The following is a 14,386-nucleotide window of genomic DNA, read 5'->3' as shown; positions in this document are numbered from 1 at the left end:
TTTTATAAAAAGAAACACGCTCCGGATATCAGAGCGTGTTTCTTTATTGAGAAGTTAATATGTTGTAAGTTGTTTTATTCTTCAATGGCGATGTCGATGACTTCTTCCATTCTGTTGACGTAGTGTACTCTCAGATTTTTCAGATAATCTTTTTTGATTTCCTCCACATCTTTTCTGTTGGCCTCACAAAGAATAACATCTTTTACCCCAGCCCTTGTTGCGGCAAGAAGCTTTTCTTTGATTCCTCCTACAGGTAATACTTTCCCTCTTAAAGTAATTTCTCCTGTCATGGCAAGGTGAGGTTTTACTTTCTTGTTTTTAAACGAAGAAACCATTGATGTCAGCATCGCAATACCGGCAGATGGTCCGTCTTTTGGCGTTGCACCTTCAGGAACGTGTACATGAATGTTTTTCTTTTCAATATCTTCCTGAGGAATGCCCAGCTCATCATGCTTCGCTTTAATATATTCAAGGGCAATAGTAGCCGATTCTTTCATTACCGTTCCCAGGTTTCCGGTCATCGTTAACGCTCCTTTACCATTGCTTAGAATGCTTTCAATATAAAGGATGTCGCCTCCTACACTTGTCCAGGCAAGACCTGTTACAACACCAGGAACTCCGGTGATCTCAGATAAACTTTTCGGTCTTGGAACCCCAAGAATTTCATCTACTTTTTCTATTGAGATTTTTGGATCATACTCCTTTAACAAAGCAGTCTGTAGTGCTACCCATCTTCCAATGGCTGCAATTCTTTTTTCCAGGGTTCTCACTCCGCTTTCTGAAGTGTGAGCCTCTATAATGTGTTTAAGTTCTGCATTTCCAAGTTTGAATGATTTTGCATCCAGACCATTTTCCTCCTGTTGTTTCCTGATCAAATGTCTTTTGGCAATCTCAATCTTTTCCTCCAAAGTATAGCCGGCAATCTGAATGATCTCCGTTCTGTCTAAAAGAGGCGTCTGTATGGTTGAAAGTGAGTTGGCAGTTGCAATGAACATCACTTTTGAAAGGTCATAACCCATCTCCAGGAAATTGTCATAGAAAGATTTATTTTGCTCTGGATCAAGAACTTCTAGGAGTGCAGAGCTTGGGTCTCCATGTAGACCTTGTCCGATTTTATCAATCTCATCAAGAACAATTACAGGATTTGAAGTACCTGATTTTTTGATAGACTGTAAAATTCTTCCCGCCATAGCACCGATATACGTTTTTCTATGTCCACGGATTTCACTCTCGTCATGAAGTCCTCCCAATGACAATCTTACATATTTTCTTCCTAAAGCATCTGCAATAGATTTTCCTAAAGAAGTTTTACCCACACCCGGAGGCCCTACCAATAGCAGGATAGGAGATTTCATGTTGTTTTTTAATTTTAAAACGGCCATGTGCTCCAGGATTCTTTTCTTGATATCTTCAAGTCCGAAGTGCGCTTTGTCAAGTACTTTTTCAGCTTTTGCAATATCAAAAATATCTTTTGTATAGGTTTCCCAAGGAAGGTCTGTAAAGAAATCCAGATAGTTTCTCTGAACATTATAGTCCGGGGAATTGGGATTCTGACGTTGAAGTCTGCTGATTTCCTTTTGGAAGTGGTCTTCTACTTCCTGGCTCCATTTTTTTGTTTTAGCCTTGGCAATAAGATCTTCAACATCACTTTCAGGTCCGCCGCCCAGTTCCTCCTGGATGGTTCTGATCTGTTGATTCAGGAAATATTCTCTTTGTTGCTTATCTAAATCTTTTGAAGTTTTCTGATGAATCTGATTTCTCAGTTCCAGTTTTCTGAAATCCTCATGCATCAGCTCGTAGCACTGGTTGGCTCTTGTCATAAGACTTTTCTCTTCAAGCAGTTTTTGTTTTGCAATCGAAGAGAAATTAGCATTGGTGCAGATGAAATTCAGAAGATCATCATTATTGTTAATATTTTTAATCGCAAAGTTGGCGGCATTAGGAATATTAGGATCCAGTTCAATGATCTTTAAGGCAAGATCCTTGATGTTTTCCAGCAATGCTTCATACTCTTCCCGGTCTTTAGGCTGGGTATCTTTTAATTTTGATATTTCAGCTTTAAAATATGGTTGATTATCAACGATTTTTTTAATCTTAAATCTGTGAAATCCTTTGGTAATAGCTGTAATATTGCCTTCGGGAAGCTTAATGATCTTAATAATCTTTGCCAGTGTTCCGGTAGTATATATATCTTTTTCGGATGGTTGTTCCAGATCCGAATTTTTCTGGCTTACAATTCCAATAAAATCCCCGTTTTTCTGTGCCTCTTCAAGAAGCTGTATAGAGGTTTTTCTCCCCGCAGTAATAGGAATTACCACATTAGGGAACATGACCATATTTCTTACGGGAAGTATAGGGAATATTTTCTGTTCGGAATTTTTATCAGTCTCTGCGAAATCGGAAAGATTGATTTCTTCAGTTACGATATCAAATCCGTCACTGATCATTTCTTCTAAACTAATATCTTCAAATTCTGTCATAGTCAATCGAATGACAAATTGTCATTTTCGTTTTTTATCGTTAAAGGAATTTTTTATAATATACTCTGAAAACGTGTGGTATATTATAATATTCTAAAAATGCACAATACTTATGCCATTTGTTTTTTACTTAAAAATACGGCCAAAATTTCCTTTTTTAGATAATCTTTGCATTAAAAATCAAAATAAAGCAGTTCTGTTTCTGTAATTTCTTAAAAATGTGTATTTTCGCAAACTGATAAAAAACTATAATTTATAAAATGGCAATTTTAGGACAGATTAGGAGTAAGCCTTGGCTTTTAATGGGAGTAATAGCCTTAGCGCTTTTGGCGTTCCTGGTGAACCCCGATAGTATCGACAAGGTTTTTGGTAAGAATCCTGATGTTTTAGGAAAAGTAAACGGTGAGAAAATCACCCGCGAAGAGTTCAATGATCAGCTTTTCGTGCTGCAGCAGCAGGCTGAACAGCAAGGTCGTCCGAAAAACGGTCTTGAAGAGCAGGCTTGGCAGTTACTTGTACAATCTAAACTTATCAAACAACAGTTTGAGAAACTGGGCTTTGAAATGACTGATGATTATTTCTGGAATCAGATCCAGTACGATCAGATGTTTGCTCAGAATCAACAGTTCTTTGATGAGAAAGGTAACTTTAAAACTCAAGAGCTTAAAAAAGAAATTGAAACATTACAAAACACCAATCCTCAGGGATATACTCAATGGTTGAAAACAAGAAAGACAATCGAGTACAGACTAATGGCGAGACAGGTGTTTACCAATATTTCAGCAGGGATTACTACAGGTAAGAAAGAAGCTGAAGAATTGATGAAGCAGAGAGATCAGCTTGCAGATATCGACTTTGTAAAAGTAGATTACGCAGCTTATCTTCAAAAAACAAAGATCAATGTTACCACACAGGATCTTGCTGATTACATCAAGAAGCACCCTGTAATGTTCAAAGCTGAGCCAAGCAGAAATCTCGGTATTGTATTTTTTCCATCTAAACCTAGTGCGGCAGATGATGCAGCAGCTCTGAAAGAAATTACAAAATTATATTCAGGAGGTACGGATGCTAGTGGAGGAACTGAAAACTTCCAGAATACTAAAAACGATTCTATGTTTGTAGCAGCAAATTCTGATGCACCATTCAATCCTCAGTATCTGAATCCTGCACAATTGCCTCCAACAATCAAAGATCAGATCACAACAGCAGCTGTAGGTCAGACTTTTGGTCCTTATAAAGAACAAGATGTATATGTAGTATCTAAATTGGTAGGTAAAAGACCTTCAGATTCTACTTTATCAAGACATATCCTTATTGCATTCAAAGGAAGCCCTGCAGGTGAAGGGGTAACAAGAACCAAAGAGCAGGCTAAGAAATTGGCAGACTCTATCGGAGCTATTGTAAAAGCTACTCCAGCTAAATTTACAGACTTCCTTAAACTTTCAAGTGATCCGAATTCTGCAGCTCAGGGAGGTAGCCTTGGATGGACAACGCCAGAGACGCCTTTTGTTCCTGAATTCCTTACTTATCTTGCAAACAATCCTAAAGGAGCTACAGGGGTAGTAGAAACACAATTCGGTTACCATATCATCAATATTGAAGATAAAAAATCAGGATCAATGGGGTATAAAGTTGCTAACCTTGTGAAAGCGATCAAACCATCAGATGCTACTGAGGCTGAAACAGACAAAAACTCAAGAAAATTCATTCAGCAGGTTCAGGGGAAATCTTTCAACGATTTTGTGAACATTGCTAAAAAAGGAAACTACCAGTTCTCTAATCCGAAGGCAGCAAAAAGATTTGAAGGTCAGCTTCAGGGCTTAGGTACTGAAAAAGATGCTGATATCCTTACCTGGGCTTTTGATAAGAAAAGATCAAAAGGAGATACTGAATTATTTACAGTAGATGGAACAGGTGATAAAATTGTAGTGTATCTGAACGGAAAACAGGAGGCAGGTCTTGCTGATCCTGAATCTGTAAGAGACCAGATCGAAGTTATCGTTAAAAATAAATTGGCAGCAAAACAAATTTCTGATAAAATTGCAGCAGCAAAAGCTTCCAGCTTAGATCAGATTGCTAAATTATTTGCAGCTCCGAAACAATCAGCTCAGGTGAACCTATTGAATCCTTCAGTAGCAGGTGCTATGGAACCTAAAGTTGCCGGTGCAGCGTTCGGTGTTGCAAAAGGTAAACTTTCTAACCCGGTTGAAGGTGGAACAGGAGTTTATGTTCTGATCAAAAAATCAGAAACTGTAAACAAGCAGCCTGGAGATCTTAAGCAGTTTACAGAGTCTCTTACTCAGAGAAATGCAGGAATGTTCGGACAGGCCTGGATGAAGAGCCTTCAGGACAATGCAGATATCGAAGATTACAGAATCGAGATCTGGAACAAGCTGGGGAATCAGCAACAATAAGAAATTCATTTCAATGATATAAAAAGCGGCAAAATTTTTTGTCGCTTTTTTTGTATTTATGGCAGAATAATAAAGGAAAAGATTTATTTAAAATGTATTATATTTGCTTATTAGAAAAAAATTAGCAAGTGAAGTTCAGTAAAGAATTAAAAGCTGGTGTGATTGCACTTCTAGCTATCGTAGGCTTTGTGGTGTTGTTTCAGTTTATGAAAGGGAAAAGCCTTTTTACTACCGACAATATATTTTACGCAAAATATGACAATGTAGAAGGTCTGGCGCAGTCTGCGGCAGTTTCTATTAATGGTCTGAAAGTAGGGCAGGTAGATAAGATTATTCCTATCACCTCAAAAGATGGAAAAATTAATTTTGTCGTAAAAGTTACCGTCGACAATAAATTCGAATTTTCAAAAAACTCATCATTGGAGATCTTTGAGCCGGGATTAATGTCTGGTAAAGAAATGAGAGTAAACCTTATGTATGGCGGGCCTACTGCAAAAGACGGTGACACTTTAAAAGGTGCTTTTAAGCTGGGAACGCTGGGAAGTCTTTCTTCGCAGGTAGGTCCGGTAAAAGATCAGCTACAGGTGGTTTTACATAGAGTAGACTCTTTAATGGCGAATGCCAATCAGGTTTTTGATGCTCAGAACAGAGCTGAAATAAAAGCTTTACTAGCCAACCTTAATAAAACAGTAGGAGCATTACAATCCACAGCAGGAAGTGTAAATACGCTTGTAGGACACAATGATCCAAAACTGCAAAAGGTGCTGGATGATGCAAGCCTTACTATGCAAAGCGGAAAAGTAACACTGGATAAATATGGGAATCTGGCTCAGAGCATCGATACTAAACAGTTGAATGCAACGATTGCCAATCTGGATGCTACAGTAGGAAAATTGAATCAGGTGATTGGAGGTATTGATAAAGGAGAAGGAAGTTTAGGTAAACTGATGAAGGACGATCAACTGTACAACAACCTGAATTCAGCTTCTTCCAATCTGAATACATTAATCGAAGATATGAAAGCGAATCCGAAGAGATATATCAATTTCTCGGTTTTCGGTAAAAATAACAAAGACTAATACGCCTTATGCAGTACATCGATAACATTATTTTCCTGATTTTATTAGTAGCCGGGTTCGGGCTGTTTGCCAAAAGCCTGCAGAAGATCTACAGAAATATCAGGCTGGGTCGTGAAATCAATAGAAGTGACAGAAAATCTGAACGCTGGAGTATCATGGCTAATGTGGCCATGGGACAGAGTAAGATGGTAAAACGTCCTATCGCAGGAATTTTACACATTTTTGTCTATGTTGGTTTTATCATCATTAATATTGAACTCATTGAAATAATTGTTGATGGACTGTTTGGTACTCACCGTTTTCTGGCTTCGGTTCTGGGACACGGATTCTACAGCTTCTTTACAGCTACATTAGAAGTGCTTGCACTTCTGGTTGTAATAGGTGTAGTTATATTTTTCATCAGAAGAAACTTTTATGGGGTTAAAAGATTAACAATGAAGGAGCTTTTCGGATGGCCGAAAGAAGATGCCAACTGGATTCTTATCATCGAATTTGCCCTGATGATGGCTTTCTTTAAAATGAATGCCTCAGATTTTATTTTGCAGTCAAGAGGAGTTTTACCAGTACATGGAAGTTTCCCGATCAGTGAAATGACATTGGTTCCGTTTTTGGAAGTCTTCAATTTTGATAACGGATTTTTGATGTTCACAGAGAAAGCAGCCTGGTGGTTCCACTTTGTAGGGATTCTTTTCTTCATGAATTATCTTTATTATTCAAAGCATTTACATATTATTCTTGCATTTCCAAGTACATGGTATGCCAATCTTGAGAAAAAAGGGAAATTCAACAATCTTGAATCTGTAACAAAGGAGATCAAACTAATGATGGATCCTAATGCAGATCCTTACGCAGCACCAGCTGAAGGAGCTGAAGCCGACGTTCCTTCCAAATTTGGGGCAGAAGATATTTTTGATCTGAACCAGGTACAATTGCTGAATGCCTATTCGTGTACAGAATGTGGACGTTGTACTTCCGTTTGCCCGGCTAATATTACTGGTAAAAAACTTTCTCCGAGATTGATCCTGATGAAGACCAGAGACCGATTGGAAGAAGTAGGACGAAACATCGATAAGAACGGAAAATTCGTAGATGACGGTAAAAAGTTGTTGAACGATTATATTACAAAAGAAGAACTTTGGGCCTGTACCACTTGTAATGCATGTACAGAAGCCTGTCCGGTATTGCTTGACCCGCTTTCCATTATTTTTGAAATGAGAAGATTCCTGGTGATGGAACAGTCTGCTGCTCCACAGGAACTGAACCTGATGATGACCAATGTGGAAAACAACGCAGCCCCTTGGCAGTACAATCAGGCAGACCGTCTGAACTGGGCAAACGAAAATTAATGTAACAATGTAAATAATGTAACGATGTAACAATCATTGGTAAACTGTTACATTGGTATATTGATAAATTTGATTTAGAATGGATTTCACTATAAAAACAATGGCAGAATATGCTGCCGAAGGAAAAGCCCCTGAAGTTTTATTTTGGGTTGGATGTGCGGGAAGTTTTGATGACCGTGCCAAAAAAATTACAAAAGCATTCTGTAAGATATTAAACAAAATAGGCGTTGAATTTGCTGTTCTGGGTCAGGAAGAAAGCTGTACCGGAGACCCTGCAAAAAGAGCCGGAAACGAATTCGTTTTCCAGATGATGGCGCTTACCAATATCGAAGTATTGAATGCTTACGAAGTAAAGAAAATCGTAACGGCTTGTCCGCATTGTTTCAATACCCTGAAGAATGAATATCCCAGCCTGGGAGGGCACTTTGAAGTAGTTCACCATACTCAGTTCCTTAAAACTTTAATGGAGGAAGGAAGACTGAAAATTGAAGGAGGTGCATTCAGAGGGAAAAAAATTACCTTCCATGATCCATGTTATTTAGGACGTGCCAATGACGAATATGAAGCGCCAAGAATGCTTCTGGAGAAACTGGACGCTGAGCTTGTAGAAATGAAACGCTGCAAGACCAACGGACTTTGCTGTGGAGCAGGTGGTGCGCAGATGTTTAAAGAACCTGAAAAAGGAAAGAAAGACATCAATATTGAAAGAACAGAAGAAGCATTATCTTTTGAACCTAAGGTAATTGCAACGGGATGTCCTTTCTGTAACACCATGATGACGGATGGAGTAAAACATTTTAATAAAAATACTGAGGTAGCCGTAAAAGATATCGTAGAACTTCTTGCTGAAGCAGAAGACTTATAATTGTAATCTTATACAGGCTTATGAAGCGGGAATGGAGACTCTCCTTTTTGTTTATCATTTCGGTACTTGCTCTTCTTACATTCTGGAATTATCAGAACAGAGTATATGACTGGGATATGCCGGGCTATATGGGATGTATGTATACTTCCGAGTTCCCGAATTCTCCTGATAAAGTCCGAATCCTGACCTATGAGGAAATCAAGAAAGAGGCTCCAGCAGAACACTATACAGACATCATCGGAATAAAGCAATGGGATATTCCCAGGCAGTATTTCGTTAAAAATACACAATCTTTTATAGAACAATTACCCTATTTTCAGATCAAAGTAGGGTATATTCTTGTGATAACTCTTTTTTACAAACTAGGGTTTACAGCGCCAATGGCCGTATTATTTACCAGTCTTATTTCTTACTTTTTTTCAGGAATATTATTATTTTATATTCTGAAACTCCTGTTTCCAAAGAAATACTGGCTTGCGGTACTATTAACGATTGCCACCATGCTTTTACCACCAATGACTTATATGTCGAGGGTTTCTACACCTGATATGTTTATTTTCCAGTTTATGCTGATCTTTATGATTGGCTTAATCAAAAAATGGAATAAATGGGGAATGTTTGCGCTATTATTTGGTATTACTTTTATTCGGCCAGATTATATTACATTTACCCTGACTTATATTATGTCTGTTTTCTTTTTTCATTATTTCCGGGAAAAGAAAATTGATATTTCTTTTATTGCACAGGGAATCGTACTTCTTGCCATGTATCTCGCCATCATTAAGTTTTATCATTATCCCGGATGGAAAGATCTGTTTTATGATACTTTTATTGACAGAAGACCTATTATTTCTACACATCCTATTGATGTCAGTTTAAAAGACTATCTGAGTATTATTTATATTAAAATCATTTATTTTAAAAAAGTCACTTTATCACTGGCTATTATGATCGGAGTGATCTTCTGGCGCTCTAAAGATGCATGGGTGAGAATAATTTCGGTTCTTTTCCTGGTGAATGTTTATATAAAATTCTTTTTCTTTCCGCAGTCGGCAGCTTTAAGGTTCTTCTTTCCTTTTATCTTTCCGGTTTTCATTATGATGCTCTATGTACTGAGTAAAAAATACAATGATCTTAAACTCGGGAAAATTACGTAATTTTGTCTTTACAATGATAGGAGCATTCAATGGTAAGTAAAATAAAGATTGATTGTTTAATATCTTGAAAAATAAATATTTACATTATGAAAATCGAAGAATCTAATATTGTAGAAACCAACGACTACAGAGTCATTATATATCCGGCTTCAAGACCTTTTGAAACAAGAGAAGCTAAAGCTATTACTGAAAAACTATTTGATTTCCTTGCAACGTGGGCTGCTCATGGAAAACCACTTTCTTCTTCCTTTAAAATTGAAAAGAATCAGTTTATCATCGTATGTGTGGATGAAGAAAAAGAAGTGGCTTCAGGATGCAGCATTGATGCATTAGGAAAGGTAATGAGAGAAATTGACGAAGAATATCAGCTAGGCCTTTTCGATAGGATGAAAGCAAGTTTTGTGGAGAATGGTGAAGTGAAAACGTTAAAATTAATAGACTTTAAAACGAAGCTGAGAAACGGAGAACTTGCAGAAGATATTCAGGTTTTTGACTTCTCTAAAAATACGTATCTGGACTTTTTAAGCCACTTCCTTCTTCCTTTGGAGAAGAGCTGGGCGGCTTCTATAAAATAATAGCTGTTAAGCTGATACAAAAGAATAATCATAAAGTGGAAAATATATTTCCACTTTTTTGTTTTAATGTATATTTGTATAGATTCGAGCAGTGACTAATGCCTAAAGTACTTTTTTTAACGACTTCCCACAGCTATAATGATGACCGCATTTTTTATCATCAGGCAAAAGCTCTTAGAGATAATGGGTATGAAATAAAAATATGCAGTTTATATGCAGAGTATAAAGGTTTTATTGATGGGATACAAATAGAATCTTTTGCTGTTCTTGAAGAAAGTATAAAAACGAAAATGGAAACTTTCAGTAAAGTTTGTGATACTTTTCATCCGGATGGTATCATTTGCTCTGAACCATTGGCTGTTGTGGCAGTAAAGAAGTTTGTAAAAGAACACAGGATAAGCTGTATCTATGATGTTACAGAATGGTATCCTTCCATGTCAATGCTTCAAAATTATCGCTTTCCTGCTAAAATTTTTCAGGCGGTGAAATTTACTCTTATTCAGCTGTATGCAGGGTTTCTAAGTACACATTTTATTTTTGGTGAAACCACCAAGAAATTCCCTTTGGCCTATTTTTTTGGATTTAAAAAACAAATGATTCTGCCTTATTATCCGGCTTCTGTTTATATTAATGAAAGTATAAAAGAACTCACTCCGGGAAGCATCACATTATGTTACACGGGTCAGATTTCCAAAGATAAAGGAATTGAAAATTTCTTTAAAGCCGTAGACCTTCTCCGTCAAAAAGTTCCTGATCTTCATATTAAAATCCTGATCATAGGAGCAGCAATACACGAAAGTGATGATGTGTATTTTAGAACATTAGTAAAGGACTATTCTTTTGAAAATATAGATATTATAAAACCTACTGGTTTTGAGTATTTTACAGAAGCGTTTACAGAAGCTGACCTTTGTTTTGATCTTCGGGAAATTAATTTTGAAAACAATCATTCGCTGCCGATAAAACTGTTTTATTTTATGGGAGCAGGAAAACCTGTGATTTATTCAGATTTGAAAGGGATCAGGGAGCATATGGGAGAGCTTTCGTTTGGAAGTCTTGTTGATCCTCATGATGCAGAAGCAATCTCGGATATTATCATCAATTATATCAGGAATCCGGAGCTCTATCGATCCCATACTCTCAATGCACGAAAAGAATTTAAAGAAAAATATAACTGGGAACTTATAAAAGATAACTTCGTTGATTTTGTAAAAAAATCTATTGATCCATAATCACCATGCAGCTTACTATCATTAAAACCTTTGTCTCACGCTTTCTTATTCTGATCCTCAGCTTCGGGCTGGTGATCTATTCAACGAATATGTGGGGAAGTGAGGGGAAAGGAACCATTTCTATTGTGGTGGCCAATGCAGCAGCAGTAAGTTTTTTCAGCAATATCTTTTCCGGAAGCAGTGCTTCGTATTTTGCCTCAAGGTTTAAAATAGAAAAGGTTTTATTGTATGCCTATCTGTGGTCTCTCCTGACGGGTCTTCTAATTCCTTTTTTATTCAGTATTGCTTCTATTCAGGGTGAATATCTCCTGTACCTTATCGGAATTTCCGTTTTTTCTTCACTTTTATCTACTAATATCAGCTTGTTTATTGGAACACAGGATATTAAAAGGTTCAATATGTATACTGTTTTGCAGCAGCTTGTACATATTGTATTTATTGGAATATTGGTTTATCTGTTCGGAAAGAAAGATGTTTCCGTATACTTTCTCGCCCAGATTATATGTCTTGCACTTCTTTTTCTTACCAGCTTTTTCCAGATCATTAAAAAATGCAATATATCCCAGATATCATTCTGTAAAGAGGTAGGCAGGAACATGTTTGAATACGGCTGGAAGACCCAGCTGAGTGCTTTTGTGCAGTTTTTGAATTACAGGCTTTCGTTTTATTTTTTAGAACATTTTGAAGGTTTAGCGAGTGTAGGGATATTTTCCATCGGGGTTACTTTCTCAGAAGCGATATGGACCATTACCCGCAGTATTGCTGTGATTTTATACTCAGATGTAGTCAATAGTAAAAGCAGTGAAGAATCTATAGGGAAAACCAAAGAATCCTTAAAACTGACCTTTTTTCTGATGATAGGTTTTGTGCTGGGAATCATAATCATACCCTCTCAGGTTTACGAGATGATCTTCGGGAAAGAGTTCAGAGATACCAAAGAAATAATGCTTCTTTTATCACCGGGAATTTTTGCCATTGCGGTAAGTGATATGGTTGGGCATTACTTTTCAGGAATGAGAGATTTAAAAATTCTCAATATCAAATCGATTGTAGGGCTAGTGGTTACAGTGGTACTCTCTTTCATTGCAATACCGAAATGGGGAATTATCGGAGCTTGTATAGCAACTACATCATCTTACTTTGTTTCGGCCTTCCTGTTGTTCAGGAAATTTTATAGGTCTACTCCGTTTATTTTGAAAGACTATATGGTTTCAAAACGGGAAATACAGCTTTTAAAAAAGAAATTTTTGAAGAAATAATTATTTCCGGCACACCCATAAAATAAAGTCATTTTCCTATTTTTACAAATCTATTACCTCTTTACTATGTGCGGAATCAGCGGTTATTATTCATTTCATAAAAGTATTTCCTCAACAAATATTCTGGAAATGAATCAGGCGATCAGACACCGCGGGCCGGATGATGAAGGATTCTGGCTGTATAATGCCAATGAAGGAATTTCTTTTTCAGGGAATGATTCCACCCAAAAAATCAAAGAGCAGTTTCCGGTTTTAAAAGAGGGGAACTATGATATTGCTTTAGGTTTCCGTAGATTATCCATCATTGATCTGTCCGAAAAAGGCCATCAGCCTATGCTTTCACAGAATGAGCAGATTATTATTACATTTAACGGAGAGATTTATAATTTTAAAAAATTAAGAAAAGAACTTGAGTCTTTGGGATATTCTTTCCATAGCAGTTCTGATACTGAAGTTATTCTCAAAGCCTATCAGGAGTGGGGAAATTCTGCCTTTGCAAAATTAGATGGAATGTTTGCCATCTGTATTGTTGATCTTTCCGGTCAGAAAATTATATTAGCAAGAGATAGAGTTGGGATGAAGCCTCTTTTTTACCATCAAAGCGAGCAGGGATTGGTTTGGGCATCAGAAATAAAATCATTGCTGAAGAATGAGCTGGTAAAGCCTGAAATCAACTGGGACGGAGTTTATACCAATTTTCTTTTTCAGACAACATTAGCTCCACAAACCTGTTTTCAGCATATTTTATCCCTTGAACCAGCTTCCATCATGACTGTTGATTTAAACAATCAGAACATCACTAAAGAAAAATTCTGGAAGCTACCTTCAACGTCTCAAAAAAATATTTCAGAGGAAGAAGCTGTAAGAACAATAGATGAACTGCTTTCTGAAAGTATTTCTGAACAGTTATATGCAGATGTTCCTGTCGCAGTCATGATGAGCGGAGGTATTGATTCTACTTTAATTGCTTCAAAATCAAAATCTTTTAATACCAATATTAATACATACACCATATCTTATCCGTTTTCTGAAGAAGAGGTGAAGAATGCATCTATAGCTGCTAAACATTTTGGTGTTTCGCATGCGGTGAAAGAAGTGAGTGACGAAGAAGCGCTGGAAGACCTTAAAGAAAATATCCAGCATTTTGAAGAACCTTACAGCAGTTTTGAAGTCTTAATCAATGCTGCAAAATATGCACATGATCAGAATTTTAAAGTCGTATTAAGCGGAAATGGCGCTGATGAACTTTTTGCCGGTTATTCTCATACACTGAAGCTGAGCAGATGGCTTCTGATGAGGCATTTTAATTTTGTAAGCTCTTTAATATTTACGAAGGATAAATTTTCACAACGGGTAAAAAACTACTTTTCCCAGGATCATATGTTTGATTTTTTCAGGCAGAGCCAGATCAGTATGAGACCGCTGGAAATTAAAAGCCTTATAACCCCGGATATTTATAGTAAAATAGATTTACATCTTTCAAAATACCACCTTTCAGAAGCAAAAAACTATGTGGGATATTTTGAATATGACATGAAATATTCACTATCCTCCCACCATGTTTTCCGGGATGATCTGAGTGCGATGAAATACAGCGTAGAGTTTCGTTATCCCTATTTAAGCAACAGTTTAATAGACTATGTAGCATCACTTCCTGGAAACATCAGATTTAATGGAATTCAGAATAAACCTCTATTGCGTAAAACAGCAGAGAATTATCTTCCTCAGGGAGTTTTGAATATGCCCAAAAAAGGATTTTCATTTCCTGTCAATTATTTCATTAAAAACGAAAAAAGAGTAAGAGAATTTATTACTGAAAATCTTGAAAGTTTAAAAAAGAGAAACTTCTTTAATGCTGCGGTGATTGATGATTGGTGGAATCACCAGGAACATGAGTATGACTGGGTAAAAATCTGGCAGCTGGTTACTTTTGAGTTGTGGTATCAGAAATATTTTGAAAAATAAAGAAGGAGCCTAAA

At 36.8% G+C, this 14,386-nt stretch carries 10 protein-coding genes; 9 read left to right on the top strand and 1 reads right to left on the bottom strand.

Features of this window, described 5'->3' with window-relative positions:
* Nucleotides 1–74: 74 nt before the first annotated feature.
* A complete protein-coding gene (gene lon, locus FFS26_RS08300; protein WP_110009921.1) occupies nt 75–2,480 on the bottom strand; it encodes an endopeptidase La in 2,406 nt (801 codons plus the stop codon).
* A gap of 260 nt (nt 2,481–2,740) precedes the next feature.
* Here lon and FFS26_RS08295 point away from each other — a divergent pair, with 260 nt between their 5' ends.
* The 9 genes from FFS26_RS08295 to asnB all read left to right on the top strand — a co-directional run bounded on the left by FFS26_RS08295 (nt 2,741) and on the right by asnB (nt 14,372).
* Nucleotides 2,741–4,894 (top strand): SurA N-terminal domain-containing protein, encoded by a 2,154-nt coding sequence (locus tag FFS26_RS08295; protein WP_137904793.1) that lies wholly within the window; start codon nt 2,741–2,743, stop codon nt 4,892–4,894.
* A gap of 128 nt (nt 4,895–5,022) precedes the next feature.
* A complete protein-coding gene (locus FFS26_RS08290; protein WP_110009919.1) occupies nt 5,023–5,973 on the top strand; it encodes an MlaD family protein in 951 nt (316 codons plus the stop codon).
* An 8-nt stretch (nt 5,974–5,981) separates the two neighbouring features.
* A complete protein-coding gene (locus tag FFS26_RS08285; protein WP_110009918.1) occupies nt 5,982–7,319 on the top strand; it encodes a (Fe-S)-binding protein in 1,338 nt (445 codons plus the stop codon).
* A gap of 79 nt (nt 7,320–7,398) precedes the next feature.
* Nucleotides 7,399–8,184, top strand: a complete 786-nt coding sequence (locus FFS26_RS08280; RefSeq protein ID WP_062676022.1) for a (Fe-S)-binding protein — start codon at nt 7,399–7,401, stop codon at nt 8,182–8,184.
* Between the two features lie 20 nt (nt 8,185–8,204).
* Complete coding sequence (locus FFS26_RS08275) at nt 8,205–9,341, top strand: hypothetical protein (protein WP_110009917.1); 1,137 nt, start codon at nt 8,205–8,207, stop codon at nt 9,339–9,341.
* Nucleotides 9,342–9,427: 86 nt separating this feature from the next.
* Nucleotides 9,428–9,916 carry a hypothetical protein gene (locus tag FFS26_RS08270; RefSeq protein ID WP_137904792.1) on the top strand — a complete coding sequence of 163 codons (489 nt, stop codon included), beginning with the start codon at nt 9,428–9,430 and terminating at the stop codon, nt 9,914–9,916.
* 98 nt (nt 9,917–10,014) lie between these two features.
* Nucleotides 10,015–11,148: a glycosyltransferase gene (locus FFS26_RS08265; RefSeq protein WP_110009915.1), complete on the top strand. Its 1,134-nt coding sequence runs from the start codon at nt 10,015–10,017 to the stop codon at nt 11,146–11,148.
* Between the two features lie 5 nt (nt 11,149–11,153).
* On the top strand, nt 11,154–12,407 hold the full coding sequence (locus tag FFS26_RS08260) for a polysaccharide biosynthesis C-terminal domain-containing protein (protein WP_110009914.1): 1,254 nt from the start codon (nt 11,154–11,156) through the stop codon (nt 12,405–12,407).
* A 66-nt stretch (nt 12,408–12,473) separates the two neighbouring features.
* Entirely contained in the window at nt 12,474–14,372 is a 1,899-nt protein-coding gene (gene asnB, locus FFS26_RS08255; protein ID WP_137904791.1) for an asparagine synthase (glutamine-hydrolyzing), read from the top strand.
* Nucleotides 14,373–14,386: the final 14 nt, after the last annotated feature.

This window comes from Chryseobacterium sp. 2VB (genome assembly GCF_005503635.1).
GTDB classification, from domain to species: domain Bacteria; phylum Bacteroidota; class Bacteroidia; order Flavobacteriales; family Weeksellaceae; genus Chryseobacterium; species Chryseobacterium cupriresistens.
The sequence above is the reverse complement of the archived record's forward strand: the minus strand, read 5'-3'. Positions and strand labels throughout refer to the sequence as shown.

Bases quoted from the DNA above. Each gene is read 5' to 3' on its own strand.
- FFS26_RS08265 (WP_110009915.1), top strand. From the start codon at position 10,015: ATGCCTAAAGTACTTTTTTTAACGACTTCCCACAGCTATAATGATGAC.
- FFS26_RS08275 (WP_110009917.1), top strand. From the start codon at position 8,205: ATGAAGCGGGAATGGAGACTCTCCTTTTTGTTTATCATTTCGGTACTT.
- asnB (WP_137904791.1), top strand. From the start codon at position 12,474: ATGTGCGGAATCAGCGGTTATTATTCATTTCATAAAAGTATTTCCTCA.
- FFS26_RS08285 (WP_110009918.1), top strand. From the start codon at position 5,982: ATGCAGTACATCGATAACATTATTTTCCTGATTTTATTAGTAGCCGGG.
- FFS26_RS08260 (WP_110009914.1), top strand. From the start codon at position 11,154: ATGCAGCTTACTATCATTAAAACCTTTGTCTCACGCTTTCTTATTCTG.
- FFS26_RS08295 (WP_137904793.1), top strand. From the start codon at position 2,741: ATGGCAATTTTAGGACAGATTAGGAGTAAGCCTTGGCTTTTAATGGGA.
- FFS26_RS08270 (WP_137904792.1), top strand. From the start codon at position 9,428: ATGAAAATCGAAGAATCTAATATTGTAGAAACCAACGACTACAGAGTC.
- lon (WP_110009921.1), bottom strand. From the start codon at position 2,480: ATGACAGAATTTGAAGATATTAGTTTAGAAGAAATGATCAGTGACGGA.
- FFS26_RS08280 (WP_062676022.1), top strand. From the start codon at position 7,399: ATGGATTTCACTATAAAAACAATGGCAGAATATGCTGCCGAAGGAAAA.